The organism is Staphylococcus sp. HMSC062A01 (assembly GCF_001836805.1).
Classification (GTDB): Bacteria; Bacillota; Bacilli; order Staphylococcales; family Staphylococcaceae; genus Staphylococcus; species Staphylococcus haemolyticus.
The window spans coordinates 1-20,334 of sequence record NZ_KV830647.1 but is presented as its reverse complement, the minus strand read 5'-3'; the positions used below and the strand labels follow the sequence as shown (position 1 = coordinate 20,334).

The window sequence follows — 20,334 nt, the reverse complement described above, 5'->3', positions numbered from 1 at the left end:
CTACTTTCCTTTTTACTTGTCATGTCGAACAACTCCTCTAGTTAGATTAGATTTTCGGGAACTTGCATAATACCACCAGTATTCGCACTAGTGACCAAAGCAGTATATCTTGCCAGATAACCTGATTTCACTTTTGCCTTAAAAGGTTGTAATGCTTCTTTACGATGATTAAGTTCTTCTTCAGTTTGATTAACATCTAAAGTTCGATTGATTAAATCAATAGTGACTTCATCGCCGTCTTTAATGAGTCCAATAGGTCCACCTGAAGCTGCTTCTGGTGAAATGTGGCCGACAGCGATACCTCTCGTTGCACCAGAGAATCTACCATCAGTTATTAATGCGACATCCTTACCTAAACCTCTACCTACAATTGAAGAAGTAGGGGCTAACATTTCAGGCATTCCTGGTCCACCTTTAGGACCTTCATATCGAATAACAACGACGTGACCTTCGCGTACGATTTTATTATCAATTGCTTCAACAGCTTCATCGTGTGAATTGAAACAAATTGCTTTACCAGTAAATGTCTTAATAGAAGGATCAACGCCACCAACTTTAATGACAGCCCCTTTAGGCGCTATATTTCCAAATAATATTGAGAGACCACCTTGCTTATCATAAGGATCATCTAGTGAATGAATGACATCAAAATTCTTAATTTCTTTACCTTCATTATTTTCACGAAGTGTTTTTCCAGTAACTGTGAGTCTATCTGGATGTAATGTTCCTTCTTTTTTCATCAATTCATTGATGATAGCTGGACAACCACCTGCTTCGTGGACATCATGCATAGAATATGAAGAACTTGGTGCAATCTTAGATAAATAAGGCGTCTTTTTAGCGATTTCATTGATACGTTCCAAATCGTAATTAATACCAGCTTCGTTTGCAATGGCTAGCGTATGTAATACCGTGTTAGTTGAACCACCCATCGCCATATCAAGTGCAAATGCATCATCGATAGCTTCTCGAGTTACGATATCAAGTGGTTTGATATCTTTTTTGATATTATCTACTAATTTAAATGCAGCTTCACGAATCATTTCTCTTCTTTGTTCGCTTACTGCTAAAGCTGTACCGTTATATGGTAGTGCCAAGCCTAACACTTCCATTAAACAATTCATTGAGTTTGCAGTAAACATTCCCGCGCAAGAACCGCAAGTAGGGCAAGCGTTTTGTTCCATATCTAAAAATGCTTCTTTGGAGAGTTTACCTTCTTTAAATGCGCCAACCGCTTCAAACATTGATGATAATGTCAAAGCTTTACCTTGCGCTGATAAACCAGCTTTCATAGGCCCACCAGAACAGAATATAGCTGGTACATTGGTTCTAACGGCAGCTAATAACATACCGGGTGTTATTTTGTCGCAATTAGGAATGTAAAATACGCCATCGAACCAGTGCGCATTAATAACGGTCTCTGCAGCATCAGCAATGATTTCTCGAGAGGGAAGTGAGTAACGCATTCCAATGTGTCCCATAGCTATACCATCATCAACACCAATAGTATTAAACTCGAAAGGTATAGCGCCTGCCTCACGAATAGCTTCTTTAGCAATGTCAGCCAATTCTCTTAAATGCACATGTCCAGGTACAATATCGATATAAGAGTTACATATTGCTACAAAAGGTTTGTTCATATCTGTTGGATTTTTAAGTGCGCCCGTGGCGTGTAAAAGACTTCGAGCAGGTGCTTGATGATCACCTTTTTTTATCATGTCACTTCTCATAAATAATTCCCCCCATAAAACATAATAAGTTTAAAACATAAAAAGACGTCCCAATTTATGAATGGGACGTCTATAAGTCCCATTCAATGAGAAATAGGACTTAAACATTTAGTAACAGATAATTACTAAAGTTCCAGTCCTTGCGAGTATAATAAAATAATTAAATTGTCAGTCGGGTTATATGTTTGATTTGTCATTTTAATATACTCCTTTCTTGAATGGTTATATTAGAATAGTTAGAATTGTTTAAAAATTCGATAAACTTAATTTACTATATCATTTTTATTAAGTCAATAGAATTTTTAAGAATTTTCTAACAACTTAATCTCATCATTCTTGTGTTGAGTATAGGGAAATTGTTTAAGGAATTTGTTATAATTAGTAAGTTAAAATTTTTATGACTTAATTTAGTTTACGAGAATAAAATAAGTTACCATAAGTTCTGAAATGGTCATGAATAATCATTTGATTAAAAAAATTTGAAAGAGTGGGACTAATGATAAGTATTAATAATTTGGATGAATTAAATCATTTTGCAAACGTGTTAGTTCGACACTTAGAGCCTAGTGATTTAATCCTTTTAAATGGCGACCTAGGGGCAGGTAAAACTACACTAACACAATTTATAGGTAAACATTTAGGAGTTAAGCGTAATATTAATTCTCCTACTTTTAATATTATAAAATCATATAAAGGGAGTAATTTAAAATTACATCATATGGACTGTTATCGTTTGGAAGATTCAGATGAAGATCTAGGATTTGATGAATATTTTCAAGATGAAGGCATTACCATTATTGAATGGAGTCAATTTATTCAAGATTTATTACCTAAGGAACATTTAATAATCAATATAGAAACTTTATGTGAATCAAAAAGAACTATAAAATTAGAAGCCCAAGGAACCCATTATTTAAAAGTAAAGGAGGAAGTTGAAAGTGAATTTATTAATGATTGATACATCTAATCAACCGATGTCAATCGCAATCATGCAAGATGATATCGTCTTGGCAGAAACTACGTCGGAAGATAAAAAAGATCATACGAGTCAACTTATGCCTGGTATTCAGCACTTATTTGAAGAAGCAAAAATTGAAAAAAATGCTATTGATGGGATTGTGGTTGCTAAGGGTCCAGGTTCCTATACTGGAGTTAGAATTGGCGTAACCACCGCTAAAACGTTGGCCTATGCATTGAACACTAAATTATATGGTGTATCATCTTTAGCAGCATTAGCTGCAACAGTAGAGAATGATGAACAAAAATTATTAGTTCCAATCATTGATGCACGTCGTGAAGCGGTATACACTGGTGTTTATCAAAACGTTGATGGAAATATAACAACTATTTTAGAAGATCAATATTTACCTATTGAAGAATTAAAAAAGCAATTAACTAAAATGAACCAACCATTTCTTTATGTTGGTAGAGATGCTGATAAGTTATCCGAACAACTTGGTGGAGAAATAAAAAATAATTTACCTCATGCTCCAACTATGAAACAACTCATAACTAAAAGTGAACCGATTCATACATTTGTTCCTAATTATATTAAATTATCAGAGGCTGAAAGAAATTGGCTAAACCAACAGAAGCAGAATTAACAATTAGAGCAATGCAAGTAGATGATGTCCCCAGTGTATTCGATATAGAACGAGATAGTTTCAATGATAGTTCGTGGACAATTGATGCATTTTATCATGAATTGAATGAAAATAACTTTGCTAAATATTTTGTGATTGTTTTTAAAAATGAAATTATCGGATATCTAGGACTATGGATGGTTATTGATCAAGCTCAAATTACAACAATAGCAATTCATAAAGACTTTAGAGGTTATGGACTGGGACAATTATTATTAAAATATGTCATGGATTATGCAAGCCATTCATGTGAAGTGATGAGCTTGGAAGTTAGGGTAGATAATGTAATTGCGCAACATGTTTATACTAATTTGGGTTTTCAATATGGAGGTAAACGTAAAAATTATTATGGAGAAGGCGAGGATGCAATGGTAATGTGGGTGAACTTAAATGAATAAAGAAACATTAATATTAGCAATAGAAACGAGTTGTGATGAAACAAGTGTAAGTGTCATTAAAAATGGAAATTCAATTTTATCTAATATTGTATTAAGTCAAATTGAGAGTCATAAGCGTTTCGGTGGTGTTGTACCTGAAGTTGCAAGTCGACATCACGTTGAAGGGATTACGACAACGATTGATGAAGCATTAACAACTGCAAATATATCAATGAATGATATTGATGCAATAGCAGTGACTCAAGGACCAGGATTAATTGGTGCACTACTTATCGGTATTAATGCAGCGAAAGCACTAGCTTTTGCTTATGACAAGCCACTTATTCCTGTACACCATATTGCTGGTCACATTTATGCTAATCATTTAGAAGAAACATTAACATTTCCTTTAATTGCGCTAATTGTGTCAGGGGGCCATACTGAATTAGTATATATGAAATCTCATATGCATTTCGAAGTAATTGGTGAGACAAGAGATGATGCAGTGGGAGAGGCGTATGATAAAGTCGCTCGAACAATTGATTTACCATACCCTGGAGGGCCACAAATTGATAAATTAGCTCAATATGGTAAAGATACTTATGATTTTCCTAGAGTGTGGTTAGAAAAGGAAAGTTATGATTTTAGTTTTAGTGGATTGAAAAGTTCTGTTATAAATAAACTGCATAATTTGCGACAAAAGAATGAAGAAGTTGTAAAAGAAGATGTAGCAACTAGTTTTCAAAATAGTGTTGTAGACGTGTTAAGTACCAAAGCGATTAATGCATGTAAAGCCTATAAAGTTAACAGACTTATTATTGCTGGAGGTGTTGCAAGTAATAAAGGACTGCGACATCGTTTACAACAATTATGTGAAGATAATAATATTCATTTATCCATTCCAAGTCCTAAATTATGTACTGATAATGCAGCAATGATTGGTGCTGCAGCATATTACTATTATAAGTCAGGAATTACAGCTAAGTTAGATTTGAATGGCGAAAATAATATGGATATAGAAGAAGCTACTATAGACGTTTAAATTTATATTATTTATTTAATCGAATTAATTATTTCAATAATCATAAAGAACCTCTTTTAACGTAAGGATTAAGATCCACTGTTAACAGGAGGTTTTTTATTGAGATAAAAATAATTCAAAAGGTCAATAGGGAACGTTTGTACTTATCAACATTAAGTGCATAAGTTGTGGATAAACCGTTCTTAACAATGTGGATATGAATTTAATTTTGTGTAAAAAGTTTGTAAAATAATTTGAAATAAGTTGTGGACAAGTGGGATAACTATGTGGATAGTTGATAATATCGTATTTTAGCTGTTTATAACTTTTGTTGAAATTTGTATAAAAAATTAGCTAGAAAGTTAATTAATACTTTCTAGCTAATAGTAAAATGATGAGTTTTTAGATGTTTTCTTGTAAATTTTCCCATTCCAACATAACCTGTTCTAACTTCTGTTCGGTTTCAAGTTTCTGATTCGCTAATGATGAGGCTTTATCAGGATTATTGAACACGTCAGGCTGAGTGAGTTGTTCATCAATGCGTGCTATTTCATTCTCAAATGTTTCAATTTTGGCTTCACAGTTCTCAATGAGTCGTTCTAATTTTCGTTGCTCACGACGTTGTTGCTTTTGAGAATCATAAGTATTTATATTTTCATTAGCTTCATTTTGTTTTGAAGTATCCTCTTTACTTAAATCATTTCGTTCATTTTTAAAAGCTTCAAGTGCTGCTGCTTCTTCTGTTTTCTCGATGTAATATTGATAATCTCCCAAATACATTTGGCCACCGTCATTATTTAAGTCGAATACTTTATTTGCTAATTGATTAATAAAGTAACGATCGTGTGACACAAAAAGAATAGTTCCTTCAAAATCTTTTAGCGCTTGTTCTAACATCTCTTTAGAATCTATATCAAGATGGTTTGTTGGTTCATCAAGGATTAATACATTATCTCTTTGAAGCATAAGTAGTGCTAATTGCAAACGAGCTTTTTCTCCACCAGATAAATCATTGATGACTTTTTTTACATCATCTTGCACGAATAAGAAACGTCCGAGTATAGCACGAATATCTTTTTCATTCATTGTTGGATATTGATCCCAAACATAGTCGATAATTGTTTTATTAGATTTAAATTCAGCTTGCTTTTGATCATAATAACCAATTTGAAGATTTGCACCAAAGGTAATTTCACCTTCTAATTGCTTTTGAAGTCGAGCGATGGTCTTGATCAGAGTAGTTTTACCTACGCCATTTGGGCCAATAATAGCAATATGATCCCCCTTACTTACTTCAATATTAATAGGAGATGTTATAGGCGAATCATAACCAATTTTCAGATTACGAATATGCATAACGTCATTACCTGTATTACGATTAAAGCCAAATTGAATGTTAGCACTTCTTGCGTCCAACATAGGTTTGTCAATACGTTCCATTTTTTCTAGTGTTTTTCGACGGCTTTTTGCCATTCCACTAGTTGAAGCACGTGTTATATTTTTCTCTACAAATGTTTCTAATCGTTTAATTTCATCTTGCTGACGTTCATATTCTTGCATTCTGCTTTCGTAATATTTATGACGTTGCTCAATAAATTGTTCATAATTTCCGACGTAACGTTTAACATTGCCAAGTGCAACATCATATATTTGAGTGACGATTTTATCTAGGAAATATCTATCGTGACTAATAATAACAATGGCACCTTTGAAATATTTTAAATAATCCTCTAACCACTTCGTCGTTTCTAAATCTAAATGGTTTGTAGGTTCGTCTAGTAGTAATAAATCTGGCTCATTCAATAGCATTTGGGCTAAGGATAATCGCGTTTTTTGACCACCACTGAAATCGTTGATAGGTTTATCGAAATCATCTTCATTGAAATTTAAACCATGTAGAACAGTTTTGATTTTACTCTCATACTGATAACCATCAAGTTGTTCGAATTGATTAGTTAAAGATTCATAGCGTTCCATATGTTGTTGATATTCTTCGGAATCATAGTTAGATGCTTGATCAGCTAGCCAGTTCGTTTCTTCTTTAATTAGAAGTTCCATTTTTTTTAAATGTTCAAACGGTTTTGACATTTCTTCGAAGACTGAAGCGGATGAATTAAGTGTCATTTGCTGTGTTAAATAACCCATACGTAAATTTTTGATTTTTGATATATGACCGCTATCATAGTCTTCAACACCGGCAATGATTTTCATTAAAGTCGATTTACCGGCACCGTTTCTGCCTACGACACCAATTCGTTCGCCTGTTTTTACTTCGAAATTCACACGCGTAAAAATATCTTCGCCATCAAATGATTTCGAAATATCGTTTAATTGCAAGAGTATCATTCAGGTTTCACCTTTCTATTTATAAGTTTATTACTCGAAATTAGATTGTATATTACTCTATATTTTACCGTATAACTTAGTTTCTTGAAACTAAGTTATTTATTTTTAAAATATGTTAAGGTATAATATTCCAGTATTCATAATAGGACATAATGACATTTTTAAATTTAAAACGTATAGCACTCAAAATAGTTTGGATACATAGATTATAAAATTCAAACATAAAGGAGGGATATTTTAAATGGCTCATAATAAATCTAAAATTCCACGGGCAACTTTGAAGCGATTACCTTTATATTACAGATTCGTTAACACACTCAAGTCTAAAGGCATTGATAGGGTTAATTCTAAGGCTATTAGTGAGGCACTTAATATCGAATCAGCAACCATCCGAAGAGATTTCTCTTACTTTGGAGAATTAGGCAAAAAAGGTTACGGTTACAATATAGATAGTCTATTAGAATTCTTTAAAACAGCACTAAGTGATAGTGATAATATATACATAGCTTTAGTAGGTGTTGGTAATTTAGGTCGAGCACTTTTGACATATAACTTTTCAATTCATGATGAAATGACAATAACTGAGGCTTTTGATATAGATGAACAGATTGTCGGAACAGAGATTGGTGATGTATCTGTGCATCATATGAACGATTTAAAAAAAGTACTCAATGCTCAAAAAATAAATGTTGTAATATTAACTACACCAGAAGAAGCGGCACAACAGGTTGCAAATCAATTAGTTGAAGCTAATATTCAAGGTATACTAAATTTCACACCAGCTAGAATAGAAGTACCTAATACCGTACAAGTGCATCATATTGACTTGGGCATAGAATTGCAATCATTGCTATTCTTTATGAAAAACTATTCTAATTAAATTTTTATATTTATATTCTTACATCCTTCTTTATAAGAGGGATGTTTTTTAATTTACGTTTAAAATTCATTAATTTCATTTAGTATTGAAAACATCATATTATTAAAAATCAAAAGCGTTTAATTTTAAGATGTTGCCAAATTTAGTACAATTGATTATAATACCTTAGTAAAATAATCGGGAAAGGATGAAATGATAGTGATATGGATGATTATTAGTGGTCTTATAGTAGGTATATTATTAGGGTTTGTGATGCAACGTACACGCTTCTGTTTAGCTGGTGGCTTCAGAGATATGTACGTTCAAAAAAATAATAAAATGTTTTATGCCTTATTAGTTGCTATTACAGTCCAAAGTATTGGACTACTTATTTTAACCGGATTAAATGTTATATCTATCCCAGATAGTACATTTCCAATTATAGGTACAATTATTGGTGGTTTTATATTTGGAATCGGTATTGTATTAGCAGGAGGATGTGCTACAGGTACATGGTATCGAGCTGGTGAAGGTTTGATTGGCAGTTGGATAGCGCTCGTACTATATGCTGTAACTGCCGCTATTACTAAAACTGGTATTTTACTTCCAGTAATGACATGGATTAATAAACCTACAAACATTAATGCAAATATGTCTCAGACTACCGGTATTCCTATGTGGGTGTTTACGTTAGTATTAACAATTATAACTATCATTTTTGTAACTAAAACATTACGTAAACCAAAACCCAAATTTGCAGTTCCAAAGCTTAAACAAAAGTATAGTGGCTTGAGACACTATTTATTTGAAAAACGATACCATCCATTTGTGGCTGGTATTGCAGTAGGGTTAATTGCTTTGATAGCTTGGCCAATGAGTATTTCTACTGGAAGAGATTACGGCTTAGGCATTACTACACCTTCAGCAAACTTAATTACCTTTTTAATTACAGGTGATACTAAGCTAATTGATTGGGGAGTATTATTGATTTTAGGTATATTCTTAGGTTCTTATATTGCTGCTAAAGGATCACGTGAATTTAAATGGCGATTACCTGATAAGAAGACCATTCGCAATAGTGCTATTGGTGGTATTTGTATGGGATTTGGTGCTTCAGTAGCTGGAGGATGTTCAATTGGAAATGGTTTAGTAGAAACTGCTATCATGTCTTGGAAAGGATGGATAGCACTTGGTTCTATGATTTTAGGTGTATGGTTTATGAGTTACTTTATATTTATTAGACCAATGAAAAAATTAGAAAAACAAACATCTAAGTCTCAAGCAACAACAGCGACAAAACAAGTACAAACGACTTAATTAATTTGGAGGTAATACAATGTTATATGAATTAGGTACTGTAGGTATGGTTTGTCCATTCCCATTAATAGAAGCGCAAAAGAAAATGCAAACACTAGATAGTGGTGATGAACTTAAAATTGATTTTGATTGTACACAAGCAACAGAAGCCATTCCTAATTGGGCAGCCGAGCAAGGTTATCCAGTTACGAATTATGAACAATTAGACGATGCTTCATGGACAATTACAATTCAGAAAGCTTAAAACAAAATAAGCATGTAAAGCGTCTGTGTTATATTATGTAACATATTGTGTCATTTTATCTTACGTATTTTTGCTATTTCAATTTAGTATCATTATGATATTTTTAAAGGAAGTGGTAATTATGAAGATGGATGACACAATTTTTTTATTTCTTTGCACTTTACTTGTATGGATTATGACACCAGGTCTTAGCTTATTTTACGGTGGTCTAGTTCAATCAAAGAATGTTTTGAATACAGTAATGCAAAGTATGGCAGCAATGATTATCGTGACTTTCACATGGGTTGCATTAGGATTTTCATTAAGCTTTGGAACTGGAAATGCTTTGATAGGGAATTTTGATTTAATTGGGTTACAGCATGTTGGCTTTGCAGTTAATGATCAATTAAGTCCGCATATTCCATTTGCATTATTTATGCTATTCCAAATGATGTTTTGTACAATTGCAGTTTCAATCCTTTCAGGTTCAATCGCTGAACGTATGAAATTCTTTCCATTTATTATCTTTATCTTTTTATGGGTGATTTTAATATATAGTCCAGTTGCGCATTGGGTGTGGGGCCGAGGTTGGATTCAACAACTTGGTGCTCTTGATTATGCAGGTGGTACAGTTGTACATATCACATCTGGACTCTCAGGACTAATTTTGGCTATTATGATAGGTAATGGTAAAAAAATTGAAAAAATACAGCCACATAATCTTTTAATCACTTTAATTGGCGGTATTTTAGTATGGGTAGGTTGGTATGGCTTTAACACAGGTAGTGCATATACTTTAAATGATGTCGCATTAACATCATTTGTAAATACGATTATTGCTGCAAGTGGTGGCGCTCTTAGCTGGTTAGTAGTTGGGTACTGTATTACTAAGAAATTAAGTTTACTTGGGTTGTTATCAGGCGTGTTGGCAGGGTTAGTCGCTATTACACCGGCAGCAGGCTATGTTAGTTATTTCAGTGCTTATATTATTTCAATTACAGGTGGAATCGTTTGTTACCTTGTTATTAATGTAATTAAAGTGAAATATAAATATAATGATACACTTGATGCATTTGGTATTCATGGAGCTGGAGGAATTGTTGGTGCTATTCTTACCGGTGTTTTTCAATCACACTATGTTAATAATGATGTATCAAATGGTTTAATCTATACAGGAGATGTACACTCAATCTTAATTCAAATACTAGCTGTTGTCGTGGTATTGTGTTATACCATTGTTTTAACATGGATTATAGGAAAAATTTTACAGAAAATAATGCCTATCGCTACTACTGAAGAAGAAGATAAAGCAGGTTTAGATCAACTTGTTCATGGTGAGAAAGCCTATTTTTATGGAGAACTAAACAAATTAAATAAGAGATATTGATAATATTATTAGGATAATACATATTAAAAAAGTTACTTTGAGAGATTATTTCTATGATAAAATAATCTTTAAATGAAAATTAATTTAGGTGATTAATCTAATGAAGAATATATCAGATATCGCAAAATTAGCGGGAGTATCTAAAAGCACGGTCTCCCGCTTTTTAAATGGTGGCTCAGTAAGCCATCAAACTAAAGAAAAATTAAGTCGAATTATTGAAGAACATGATTATCAGCCGAATCAGTTTGCTCAAAGTTTAAGAGCTAAACATACGAATCTTATTGGTGCTATCATTCCAAGGATGAATTCACATGCGGTTGATGAAACTGTGAAAGGAATTGTATCTGTATGCCATCAACATCAATATCAATTATTACTTAACTATACTGGTTTAGATATACGTGCTGAAATAGGGGCATTGGAGACATTTTCAAGAAGTAAAGTGGATGGCATTATATTAATGGCTACTACTTTGACTGATGAACACTTGGAAGTAATTGAAAAATTAAATGTACCGGTAATTCTGGTTGGACAATCCTATCCCAATTTACATAGTATAATTCATGATGATTATCAAGCTGGTTTTATAGTAGGGGAACAGATAGGGCGTAAAAAGCATAAAAACGTTGTATTCTTTGGTGTAAGTGAGGAGGACGTTGCTGTAGGCATCAAACGTAAACAAGGTATTATTGATGGTTTGAAAAAATACGATGTTTATCCTGAAATTTATTTAACTTCTTTTAGATATGAAGAGGCAAAAAATGATGTTTCTAAGAAGTTAAAAAATGCTAGAGGTATCGATGCGTTAATTGGAGCAACAGATCCTATTGCATTAGCAATTCATAAATTTTATTCTCAACAAAACAATGCTACTGGAAATTATCATATTTTTGGATTTGGGGGAGACCCAATGACACAACTTGTTACACCCGCTATTACGACAGTTAAATTCAATTATTTTAAAGCTGGCACATATGCTATGAACCAATTGAATGAATTAATTTTTTCTAAAAATGCAGTATCTAAAACTGTCATTCCTGTTGAAATAGAGGATTTTTAAAAATATTTAAAACTATGGAACCGATACCATAATCAATGATAAAATTATATTAACTTTAGATTTAAATTATTTTGGAGGAATAATATGGCTGAATGGTCAAGAGAAGAACGTTATCGTCGTATTGAAGACGTTGATAAAAAGTACTTAGAAAATCTCAAGCAACAAGTTAAAGCGTCAAGATTTCGTCAAATATTTCATATTCAACCTGAAACTGGTTTGCTAAATGATCCTAATGGATTAATTTATCATAACGGCAAATATTATGTTTCACATCAATGGTTCCCATTAGGAGCAGTGCATGGATTGAAATATTGGTTTAATTATACTAGTGATGATTTAGTGGCATTTGAACCACAAGATACCTTAATCAAACCCGATACATATTATGATAGCCATGGTGTTTACAGTGGTAGTGCTTTTGATCATAATGGAGATTTATATTACATGTATACAGGCAATCATCGTGATGAACAATGGAATCGATATGCTAGTCAGATGATTGCTAAAGTTCAAAGTAATGGAGAGATTACTAAATTTGATGAACCCGTAATTCCTTCACAACCTGAAGGGTATACAAGTCATTTTAGAGATCCTAAAGTTTTTGAATTAAATAATGAATATTATGCGATTATAGGTGCTCAAACAAACGAGGAACTTGGTTGCTGCTTAATTTATAAAACGAATGATAAGCAACTAAATCAATGGTCATATTGTGGAGAAATTGATACTAAATTAAAAAACTTTGGTTATATGTGGGAATGTCCCGATTATTTTAAATTAGATTCTAAGGATATCTTACTGTTCAGCCCTCAGGGAATAGAACCACAAGGGGATCAGTTTAGAAATATATATCAATCAGGCTATTTAATTGGGGATTTAAATTTTGATTCATTATCCTTTGATCATAGTGAATTTGTAGAACTGGATAATGGTTTTGATTTTTACGCACCCCAAACTTTTTTAGATGAAAATGGCAATCGAGTTTTAATAGGTTGGATGGGCTTGCCAGAAATAAATTATCCTACTGATGAAGAAGGATGGGCACATTGTTTAACGATACCTAGAGTACTAACAATAGAGAATAATCAATTACGACAACGCCCGTTTAAAGGTCTTGAACGATTACGTAAAAATAAAGAAACGGCATTAGGTTATGCAAATAAATTTAACCGAAAATTACATCCATATGAAGGCAAACAATATGAACTAATTATTGATATTATCGAAAATGACGCTTCAAAAATTTATTTTGAATTACGGACCTCAAAACAAAATAACACCAAAATTATCTACAATACAAGGGAACAAAAAATTACATTAGATCGCTCAGAAAGTGGATTATTGCCTGAAAATGTTCAAGATTTAACGAGAAGTACGATATTGGATTCTCCTCTCACACGTTTGCAAATATTTGTTGATACATCTAGTATTGAAATATTCTGTAATGATGGGGAACGTGTTTTAACATCAAGAATATTTCCAGATGAAAATGCTACAGGTATAGAAACTTCAACGGAGACTGGACAAGTATATTTAAAATTCACTAAATATGAACTTAAGGATGAGTAAAAAATGAGAAAGTTATATGGGATAGGTGAAGCATTAATAGATTTTATTCCAAATGTTAAGAACTCTGAACTTAAAGATGTTGAACAGTTTAGTAGACAGGTTGGAGGTGCACCAGCTAATGTTGTGAGTGTAGCTCGAAAAATGGGTGCCTCCACTGAAATGGTCACTCAATTAGGTAATGATGCATTTGGAGACATTATCGTAGAAACTTTAAAAGATATTGGTGTAGGTACTCAATTTATAAAGCGAACAGATCAAGCTAATACTGCACTAGCATTTGTGAGTTTAAAAGAAGATGGACAAAGAGATTTTTCATTTTATCGTAAACCCTCAGCTGATATGCTTTATAAAGCTGAATATCTAAATGAAATTACAATCAAGCCAAACGATGTATTACATTTCTGTTCTGTTGATTTAGTTGAAAGTAATATGAAAGAAGCTCACAAATCTATGGTAAATAAATTTAAGTCAGCAAATGCAACCATTGTTTTTGATCCTAATGTTCGTTTACCTCTTTGGCAAAATGCTGAAGCATGTAAAGAAGCAATTCATGAATTTTTACCGAAAGCTAATGTGATTAAAATTTCAGATGAAGAGCTAGAATTTATAACTGGTGAAGCGGATGAAGATAAAGCTATTCAATCATTATTTGAGGGTTCTGTAGAAGCAGTTATTTATACTCAAGGTGCTGCAGGTGCAAGTATCATTTTAAAAGATGGGACTAAGATACATCATGGAGGATTTAAAGTAAAAGCAATTGATACAACTGGCGCAGGGGATGCCTTTATAGGAGCTGCAATAAGTAGAATGCTATTGAGTGACGAATTAAATATTACTAAGTTGCTAAAAGAAGAAGGACAGGACATTCTCAGATTTAGCAACATGGTGGCCGCAAAGGTTACAACTAAATACGGTGCAATAGAGAGTATTCCTACAATTGAAGATGTTACAACTGAATTAAATAAATGATAAAAAGTGCCAGTAAATGATTTTATTAGTTCATTTACTGGCTTTTTTATACGTGATATTCTCAATTATTTTTACTTCTGTGATGAAATTTATATTTAAAAAGTTTGATAGACATAACTATATTTTTTTAACATTACGAACCGAAGCAAAACAGTGCTCACCGTTTTTAAAATTGACAATACGTTCTTTTGAATCTATGGATTCAATATTATGTCTGTTAACAACGAAGCTGTTGTGACATCTAAAGAACCGCTCATCAAGTTGTGCAAGTTCTTTTAAATTGCCATAGAACTCAATTTGACGATTATCTAAATGTGCGATTAATCGATGTGATTTTGTAGATGATTCGAAAAACATTACGTCATCATATTGAACATAAATTGAATTACTTCCTCGTTTCAATTCAATCGTTTCAACAGTACTTTCTTTAGATAATAATTTTAAGCGAGTGTGTGCAGTTTCTAAGCAATCAATAATTCTGGACTGTAATTGGCTTGGATCATCTTTAAAGATAAAATCCATTGCTGACACTTTGTAAACAAAGGTTAGGTACGTTAACTCACTATGACTTGTAACGAATATGATATTTCCAATAGGGTCATACTTACGAATTTCACTACCTAATTTAATACCGTTGATATCAGCCTCTAATTGAATATCTAGAAAGTAACATCCGACATCATTCATCTCTTTAGATTTTTCAATGACTTCATAAGGATCGTCTGTTGCAAGCGCAATCTCCATAGGTTTTTCTTCAATCATAATGTAATTATTAATAATTGAAACCATATTTTCACGTTGTTTTACATCATCTTCACAAATGAATATTTTCATGATTACACATCCTTATGACTAATTGTTAATGATTTCTACTTTTTGTATAAAGTAGCCATTCTCTATTGTGGTATCTAGTAATACATTTTCAGTAGAATCAGTAATTTCTTTCAGAGTACTTAATCCTAGACCTCTATTTTCTCCTTTTGTTGAAAAGCGTTCTTGAAATAGTTCGTGAATACGTGGCATATCTTCTTTACATTTATTCATAACAATAAACATGACGGAAGAGTCTGTATTAATAAAAGCGATACGTATTAATGCATCTTCAAGCGTTTCAGATGCTTCTATTGCGTTATCAGTAATAATTCCAATGATACGACTAAGATCAATCGTGTTCATTTCTATATGTTCTACTAACTCTGGTACTTCTATGCTAATTGGAATGTTTTTTTCTTGAGCTTGTAAAATTTTAGTGGTAACTAAGCCTTTAATCGCACGTACTTTTAAATTCTCAGTTCCATTAATTTTAATAGACTTCATTTGAAGATTATCTTTCATAGGTACGATATTTTCATTAAAATATTGTCTTAATCCAGGCATATCATCTTCACGAATATATTCAGACATTGTAGTTAAGATGTTCACATAATCATGTCTAAACTTACGCATTTCATTGTTAATTGACTCAATTTGTAACGTATATTCGTAATATGTTTCAATCTCTTCCATGTTACGTTTATAACGAAGTTCTTTAATCATATAGTTAGATATGAAAATAATTAGAACAGTAAAGAAAAGAATAATTCCAATGAAAATTAAACCGTACATTTTTAAGGATGAATTATTTATATTAGGTATTTGAGAATAAACATACAAGATAATAAAAGATAAAACTAATACTAATGAAATTATAGTTAAATAAGTTTTGTTTATAGATAAATAAGATTGCATTAGTTTTTTTAATAAAATTTGAACTGAAAAGGCCAAAACTAATGAAATAGCAAAAAATATAACTATGTATGAAAAGGAAATTATTACGTAATTTTGAGTGTGCTTTTCAACTAAAACCACGAATAAAAAACCTAAAAAATTACTGAAAAACATAAGAATAGCGCTACTTAATACAGCAATCAATGAATACAGCTTAACCTTAGTATATAAGATTAAGCCACAACCAATTAATAAATATAAAATTGATATACTGCCCAAGTAAATAAATAAAAAGGCTGAAGGGATTATAACCACTAAAATGGCTAAATAATCCCTTTTAGTATAACTTATGTCTAAAATAATTTTAGCGATTAAAAATAAGAGAAACCCTTGAAAAAAAGCCAATGGAACGTTTGATAATACATCCATACTTCTCTCACACTTTCTAACATTTATTATCTATTTAAGTTAGTTAACTCTTCAGGAACTTCTGGCTCATCAAAGTACGTAGCACATGGAGTATAAGAAGCTAATGTACCTACAGATTCTAATAAAAATGAGAAAAATTTAATAAACAAATCGAATAATACTGTCATAGTTAATAATCCTCCCTAGGAAAAAAGATTGGTAATAATGTAATGCTCTCAAGTGTAATTCCTAATAAAATTAATTGCTTAAACGGTTCTGGTGCTAAAAATGAAATTATTAATAAAACCATTGTTATGATGACTGATAATAACTTCTTTTTCATTTTTAAGTGACTAGGAATTGGTTGTTTCTTAGTTGCTGAAGGGGCATAGTAAATAATTAAAACAGTCCCAATTGCAACTACAGAATACATAATACCCAGATTCACTTGAAAATATACTAGCAACCAGGGTAATCCTACAAATAAAGCTAAATTTTGAACATGACATAGCAATGGTGATTTTGCATGTGCCCCGTGTGCATAACGTCTAACTAAAAAATAACTTACATGTGTAAATAAAGTGTATAGAAATGTATGGAAGATAAGTGCAACACCATATGTCACAATTGTTTTTGATAGATTGCTTACAACAACTTGTAATCCCAATCTTACTTTCAAAAATTGAATATGATCAAGATTATTTTTGCGTTGCAAATATAATGCGAATTGCTCAATCTTATTATCAATTGCTTTCAATGGTGTGCCACTCTCCTTATATCAATTATACAATTTAGTGCAATTGGTCTGGGTACTTATGCTTAACTGTTCAAAATAAATACCTAACTGTTATTTTGAAATTACAAGTAATATTTTAACATATAAAATATTACAGTTATGTATAAAAAAATGCGATTTAAGAAATAATTAATTATTTATTCATAGGTTGTGTTTAAATAGACTCATATCACTTACAAGTGATAAAAACTTAATAATCTTAGTCTTTAAATTTAATAGTTATTGTTTGGTAATTGAGTTAAATAATTTTGTTTGTAGTTGCGAAATTATTGACACCTTTACCATATGTTGTAAGTGTTATTAATGGTTATGAAACCATTGCAATAGTAGTAATGTCCCATTAATCATTATTACTAAAGTGACTTCTTGTTTATATGAAGTTTCTTACTTGGTTTTCTTCGTGTAGTTAAACGAGTTCATTAATAAGCCATCCCAACTTATTAATGAACTAAGTAAAGTTACTGAAGTTTAAACTCAGTGGAAAGTGTTTAACTTAGCTATTGTAAGATATAGAAGTTAAATATTTTCAGGATGTAAGCTATCGTAAAATTTTCATAATTAATAACATTCCCAAAAGATTGAAATAACTGTAAAAACATTCCCTTAATATGAAAGTCGCGAGTTCCTCCCAAGCTCGTGACTTTTTTTGTAAAAAAAACTGTATCCATTTAATTGGATACAGATTAGTAACTATTTATATAGATTTGGTTTTAAATTTTTGAATACAGGAATATTCTCACGTTGAACATCAACTTCATTTAAATCAATATTAAATGCGATTGTGTCCTCATCCTGGCCTAATTCAGCTAATATATCACCATTTGGATTGATAATCATTGAATGACCAGCGTAATCAGTATTACTGTCATTTCCAGTTCCGTTACAAGCAACAACAAACATGTCATTTTCAATTGCACGTGCTTGAAGTAAGACTCTCCAGTGATTCAATCTAGGTGTTGGCCATTGAGCTACAAAAAAAGCTATCTGTGCACCATTACGAGCGGGATATCTTAATAACTCTGGAAATCTTAAATCATAACAAATAATTTGTGTAGCTTGAGTACCTGAAGATAGAGGAAATGGTTCTGGTACTGTTTTGCCATCTTCTAAATATGTCGGCTCATCTAGCATAGGGACTAAGTGAACTTTATCGTACTTATTTATTCTATGTCCGTTTTTAGAAACGGTAAATGCAGTATTATAAACTTTGCCATTTCTAATATTTGATACAGATCCAGCTACAATATCGACGTTATATTGTTTAGCTAAGGATTGGATAAAAGGAAAGCTTCTGCTAAGTTCTCTATCTGCTTTCTCATTTAATTCATCCAATGCATATCCGTTATTCCACATTTCAGGAAGAACAACAACCTCTGTATCTTCCTCCAATTTATTTTCGAACCAATTTATTATTTTATTTTCATTTTTTTCTACATTGCCGTATGATACATAAAATTGAAATAATTGTATTTTCATTTAAAAATCTCCTCATCCCATGATTATCTCTAATTTACTAAAATAGAATAAGAAAATCAAAATTTGAAAGTGATGATTAAAATGCTTTATTTTTGAAAATAAATATAAAAAGGACTCAATTTCAACATAGAAATGAATCATAGAGAAACTGAGTCTTGAATTGTTAATCTAATCGATATCAATGAATGTAGATTATTTTTTAATTATTAATCTATTGTTAGTTGGTTGTATTTCTTTTTCACCAGCTTTTTCACGGATGTCACCAAATGGCATTTGAGCAACAAGTTTCCATGAAGCAGGGATGTCAAATTCTTGTGTAGTGATTTGATCTACTAAAGGATTGTAATGTTGTAATGAAGCGCCAATTCCTTTTGAACTTAATGCAGTCCAAATTGCAAATTGATGCATTGCGTTTGTTTGAACTGACCAATTAGCAAAGTTATCAGCATAATTTGGCATTTGTTCTTGTAAACCTTTAATCACATCTTCGTCTTCGAAATAAAGAATTGTGCCATATGCATGTTTAAATCCGTCGATACGTTGTTCAGTTGGAGTGAAATCACGGTCAGGTCCCATCACATCTTTTAATACTATTTTAGTATTGTCCCAAAATTTGTGATGTTGATCATTTAATAACAAAACGATTCTAGTAGATTGAGAATTAAAAGCAGAAGGAGTGTATTTAATAATATGTTCTATCATATCTTCTAGTTCTTTATCACTGATTGAAATTGTTGTTTCAGTGCTATAGATAGTACGTCTATCTTCGATTTCTTGTAAAAATGGTTTTGTTTTTGATTTGCTAAATAAGCCCATGTTAAATCTTCTTTGTTTATATAAGTTATATCTCTAGTATAAATATTATACTTAAATATGTAAAATGTTTTTAACAAAAAATGTCAAAAATATTAATATTTTTTATCATTAACCTTATTTCAATGCATTATATGTAAATATTCTTTATACTGTAAGTGTTATAAAACAAGGAGGTGGAAGATTGATGAAAAAGAAAATAGCTCATACAGGTCTCATTTTAGCTCTAGGCACATCTATGCTAGGAAATGAGAACGTCGTAAAAGCTGTAGAAAATAATCAACAGGCTACGAATGAAGTTAATAGTAGTAAGGTTAGTTCAGACACGGATACCCAAGAACGTCAAAATAGTAGTAATAACATCAATGAAAATCATCAATCTGATACCCAAGATTCAACTCAATTAGAAAAAAATAATAATAATCAAAATAGCGGTGAAAGCGATACATCATCAAATAACGAGAATGATGCTAATCAAAATAGTGATAATACTGTGGATCAAAGTAACGCATCTGATAATAGTAACTCAGGCAGTAATACTGATTTAAATAATGGTGATGACACAAATAATTCTGGAGACAATGATACAATCAATCCGAATGATGGAGAGCAACCAGGAGATAATGATTCATC

The 20,334-nt window shown here is 31.7% G+C and carries 19 protein-coding genes and 1 pseudogene; 12 read left to right on the top strand and 8 right to left on the bottom strand.

Annotated elements, in window-relative coordinates:
• Positions 1 to 41: 41 nt before the first annotated feature.
• Positions 42 to 1,730, bottom strand: coding sequence for a dihydroxy-acid dehydratase (ilvD, locus tag HMPREF2715_RS11545; protein ID WP_053025136.1), 1,689 nt, complete (start codon positions 1,728 to 1,730; stop codon positions 42 to 44).
• Positions 1,731 to 2,226: 496 nt separating this feature from the next.
• Between ilvD and tsaE the strand changes: the two genes are divergently transcribed.
• From tsaE to tsaD, 4 genes are read left to right on the top strand one after another with little or no spacing between them, the layout of a single operon-like run.
• A complete protein-coding gene (tsaE, locus tag HMPREF2715_RS11540; protein ID WP_037551274.1) occupies positions 2,227 to 2,688 on the top strand; it encodes a tRNA (adenosine(37)-N6)-threonylcarbamoyltransferase complex ATPase subunit type 1 TsaE in 462 nt (153 codons plus the stop codon).
• Entirely contained in the window at positions 2,669 to 3,334 is a 666-nt protein-coding gene (tsaB, locus tag HMPREF2715_RS11535; RefSeq protein WP_037551272.1) for a tRNA (adenosine(37)-N6)-threonylcarbamoyltransferase complex dimerization subunit type 1 TsaB, read from the top strand. Before tsaE ends, tsaB begins: the two co-directional genes overlap by 20 nt.
• Complete coding sequence (gene rimI / locus HMPREF2715_RS11530) at positions 3,307 to 3,771, top strand: ribosomal protein S18-alanine N-acetyltransferase (protein ID WP_053025135.1); 465 nt, start codon at positions 3,307 to 3,309, stop codon at positions 3,769 to 3,771. The genes tsaB and rimI overlap by 28 nt, the downstream gene beginning before the upstream one ends.
• Positions 3,764 to 4,792: a tRNA (adenosine(37)-N6)-threonylcarbamoyltransferase complex transferase subunit TsaD gene (gene tsaD / locus HMPREF2715_RS11525; RefSeq protein WP_070581823.1), complete on the top strand. Its 1,029-nt coding sequence runs from the start codon at positions 3,764 to 3,766 to the stop codon at positions 4,790 to 4,792. Before rimI ends, tsaD begins: the two co-directional genes overlap by 8 nt.
• Positions 4,793 to 5,173: 381 nt before the next feature.
• Here tsaD and HMPREF2715_RS11520 read toward each other — a convergent pair whose 3' ends face one another.
• Positions 5,174 to 7,117, bottom strand: a complete 1,944-nt coding sequence (locus HMPREF2715_RS11520; RefSeq protein WP_070581825.1) for an ABC-F family ATP-binding cassette domain-containing protein — start codon at positions 7,115 to 7,117, stop codon at positions 5,174 to 5,176.
• A gap of 241 nt (positions 7,118 to 7,358) precedes the next feature.
• Here HMPREF2715_RS11520 and HMPREF2715_RS11515 point away from each other — a divergent pair, with 241 nt between their 5' ends.
• The 7 genes from HMPREF2715_RS11515 (at position 7,359) to HMPREF2715_RS11485 (ending at position 14,501) form a co-directional block, all read left to right on the top strand.
• A complete protein-coding gene (locus HMPREF2715_RS11515; RefSeq protein WP_037551263.1) occupies positions 7,359 to 7,997 on the top strand; it encodes a redox-sensing transcriptional repressor Rex in 639 nt (212 codons plus the stop codon).
• A 198-nt stretch (positions 7,998 to 8,195) separates the two neighbouring features.
• On the top strand, positions 8,196 to 9,293 hold the full coding sequence (locus HMPREF2715_RS11510) for a YeeE/YedE family protein (RefSeq protein WP_070581827.1): 1,098 nt from the start codon (positions 8,196 to 8,198) through the stop codon (positions 9,291 to 9,293).
• 19 nt (positions 9,294 to 9,312) lie between these two features.
• Positions 9,313 to 9,537 carry a sulfurtransferase TusA family protein gene (locus HMPREF2715_RS11505; protein WP_037538043.1) on the top strand — a complete coding sequence of 75 codons (225 nt, stop codon included), beginning with the start codon at positions 9,313 to 9,315 and terminating at the stop codon, positions 9,535 to 9,537.
• Positions 9,538 to 9,658: 121 nt separating this feature from the next.
• Complete coding sequence (locus HMPREF2715_RS11500) at positions 9,659 to 10,903, top strand: ammonium transporter (protein ID WP_070581829.1); 1,245 nt, start codon at positions 9,659 to 9,661, stop codon at positions 10,901 to 10,903.
• Positions 10,904 to 11,003: 100 nt separating this feature from the next.
• The gene (locus tag HMPREF2715_RS11495; protein ID WP_070678677.1) at positions 11,004 to 11,963 is read left to right on the top strand and encodes a LacI family DNA-binding transcriptional regulator; all 960 of its coding nucleotides are present in this window, start codon (positions 11,004 to 11,006) and stop codon (positions 11,961 to 11,963) included.
• Between the two features lie 84 nt (positions 11,964 to 12,047).
• Positions 12,048 to 13,532: a sucrose-6-phosphate hydrolase gene (locus tag HMPREF2715_RS11490; protein ID WP_011275299.1), complete on the top strand. Its 1,485-nt coding sequence runs from the start codon at positions 12,048 to 12,050 to the stop codon at positions 13,530 to 13,532.
• 3 nt (positions 13,533 to 13,535) lie between these two features.
• Positions 13,536 to 14,501: a carbohydrate kinase family protein gene (locus tag HMPREF2715_RS11485; RefSeq protein WP_011275300.1), complete on the top strand. Its 966-nt coding sequence runs from the start codon at positions 13,536 to 13,538 to the stop codon at positions 14,499 to 14,501.
• A gap of 117 nt (positions 14,502 to 14,618) precedes the next feature.
• On the opposite strand, the gene agrA is transcribed toward HMPREF2715_RS11485, so the two are convergent.
• The 6 genes from agrA to HMPREF2715_RS11455 form a co-directional block, all read right to left on the bottom strand.
• Positions 14,619 to 15,335: a quorum-sensing response regulator AgrA gene (gene agrA, locus HMPREF2715_RS11480; RefSeq protein ID WP_011275301.1), complete on the bottom strand. Its 717-nt coding sequence runs from the start codon at positions 15,333 to 15,335 to the stop codon at positions 14,619 to 14,621.
• 18 nt (positions 15,336 to 15,353) lie between these two features.
• The gene (agrC, locus tag HMPREF2715_RS11475) at positions 15,354 to 16,637 is read right to left on the bottom strand and encodes a quorum-sensing sensor histidine kinase AgrC (RefSeq protein ID WP_070581833.1); all 1,284 of its coding nucleotides are present in this window, start codon (positions 16,635 to 16,637) and stop codon (positions 15,354 to 15,356) included.
• Positions 16,638 to 16,663: 26 nt separating this feature from the next.
• Entirely contained in the window at positions 16,664 to 16,804 is a 141-nt protein-coding gene (gene agrD / locus HMPREF2715_RS11470) for a cyclic lactone autoinducer peptide AgrD (RefSeq protein ID WP_053017473.1), read from the bottom strand.
• Between the two features lie 2 nt (positions 16,805 to 16,806).
• Positions 16,807 to 17,373: an accessory gene regulator AgrB gene (locus HMPREF2715_RS11465; RefSeq protein WP_070581835.1), complete on the bottom strand. Its 567-nt coding sequence runs from the start codon at positions 17,371 to 17,373 to the stop codon at positions 16,807 to 16,809.
• 729 nt (positions 17,374 to 18,102) lie between these two features.
• Positions 18,103 to 18,888, bottom strand: a complete 786-nt coding sequence (locus HMPREF2715_RS11460; RefSeq protein ID WP_070581837.1) for a carbon-nitrogen family hydrolase — start codon at positions 18,886 to 18,888, stop codon at positions 18,103 to 18,105.
• Between the two features lie 192 nt (positions 18,889 to 19,080).
• Positions 19,081 to 19,704 (bottom strand): nitroreductase family protein, encoded by a 624-nt coding sequence (locus HMPREF2715_RS11455; protein ID WP_070440204.1) that lies wholly within the window; start codon positions 19,702 to 19,704, stop codon positions 19,081 to 19,083.
• Between the two features lie 184 nt (positions 19,705 to 19,888).
• Here HMPREF2715_RS11455 and HMPREF2715_RS11450 point away from each other — a divergent pair.
• Positions 19,889 to 20,334, top strand: a pseudogene (locus tag HMPREF2715_RS11450) (hypothetical protein); the annotation flags it as partial.

Bases quoted from the DNA above. Each gene is read 5' to 3' on its own strand.
- ilvD (WP_053025136.1), bottom strand. From the start codon at position 1,730: ATGAGAAGTGACATGATAAAAAAAGGTGATCATCAAGCACCTGCTCGA.
- tsaE (WP_037551274.1), top strand. From the start codon at position 2,227: ATGATAAGTATTAATAATTTGGATGAATTAAATCATTTTGCAAACGTG.
- tsaD (WP_070581823.1), top strand. From the start codon at position 3,764: ATGAATAAAGAAACATTAATATTAGCAATAGAAACGAGTTGTGATGAA.
- HMPREF2715_RS11520 (WP_070581825.1), bottom strand. From the start codon at position 7,117: ATGATACTCTTGCAATTAAACGATATTTCGAAATCATTTGATGGCGAA.
- HMPREF2715_RS11515 (WP_037551263.1), top strand. From the start codon at position 7,359: ATGGCTCATAATAAATCTAAAATTCCACGGGCAACTTTGAAGCGATTA.
- HMPREF2715_RS11505 (WP_037538043.1), top strand. From the start codon at position 9,313: ATGTTATATGAATTAGGTACTGTAGGTATGGTTTGTCCATTCCCATTA.
- HMPREF2715_RS11500 (WP_070581829.1), top strand. From the start codon at position 9,659: ATGAAGATGGATGACACAATTTTTTTATTTCTTTGCACTTTACTTGTA.
- HMPREF2715_RS11495 (WP_070678677.1), top strand. From the start codon at position 11,004: ATGAAGAATATATCAGATATCGCAAAATTAGCGGGAGTATCTAAAAGC.
- HMPREF2715_RS11490 (WP_011275299.1), top strand. From the start codon at position 12,048: ATGGCTGAATGGTCAAGAGAAGAACGTTATCGTCGTATTGAAGACGTT.
- HMPREF2715_RS11485 (WP_011275300.1), top strand. From the start codon at position 13,536: ATGAGAAAGTTATATGGGATAGGTGAAGCATTAATAGATTTTATTCCA.
- agrA (WP_011275301.1), bottom strand. From the start codon at position 15,335: ATGAAAATATTCATTTGTGAAGATGATGTAAAACAACGTGAAAATATG.
- agrC (WP_070581833.1), bottom strand. From the start codon at position 16,637: ATGGATGTATTATCAAACGTTCCATTGGCTTTTTTTCAAGGGTTTCTC.
- agrD (WP_053017473.1), bottom strand. From the start codon at position 16,804: ATGACAGTATTATTCGATTTGTTTATTAAATTTTTCTCATTTTTATTA.
- HMPREF2715_RS11460 (WP_070581837.1), bottom strand. From the start codon at position 18,888: ATGAAAATACAATTATTTCAATTTTATGTATCATACGGCAATGTAGAA.
- HMPREF2715_RS11455 (WP_070440204.1), bottom strand. From the start codon at position 19,704: ATGGGCTTATTTAGCAAATCAAAAACAAAACCATTTTTACAAGAAATC.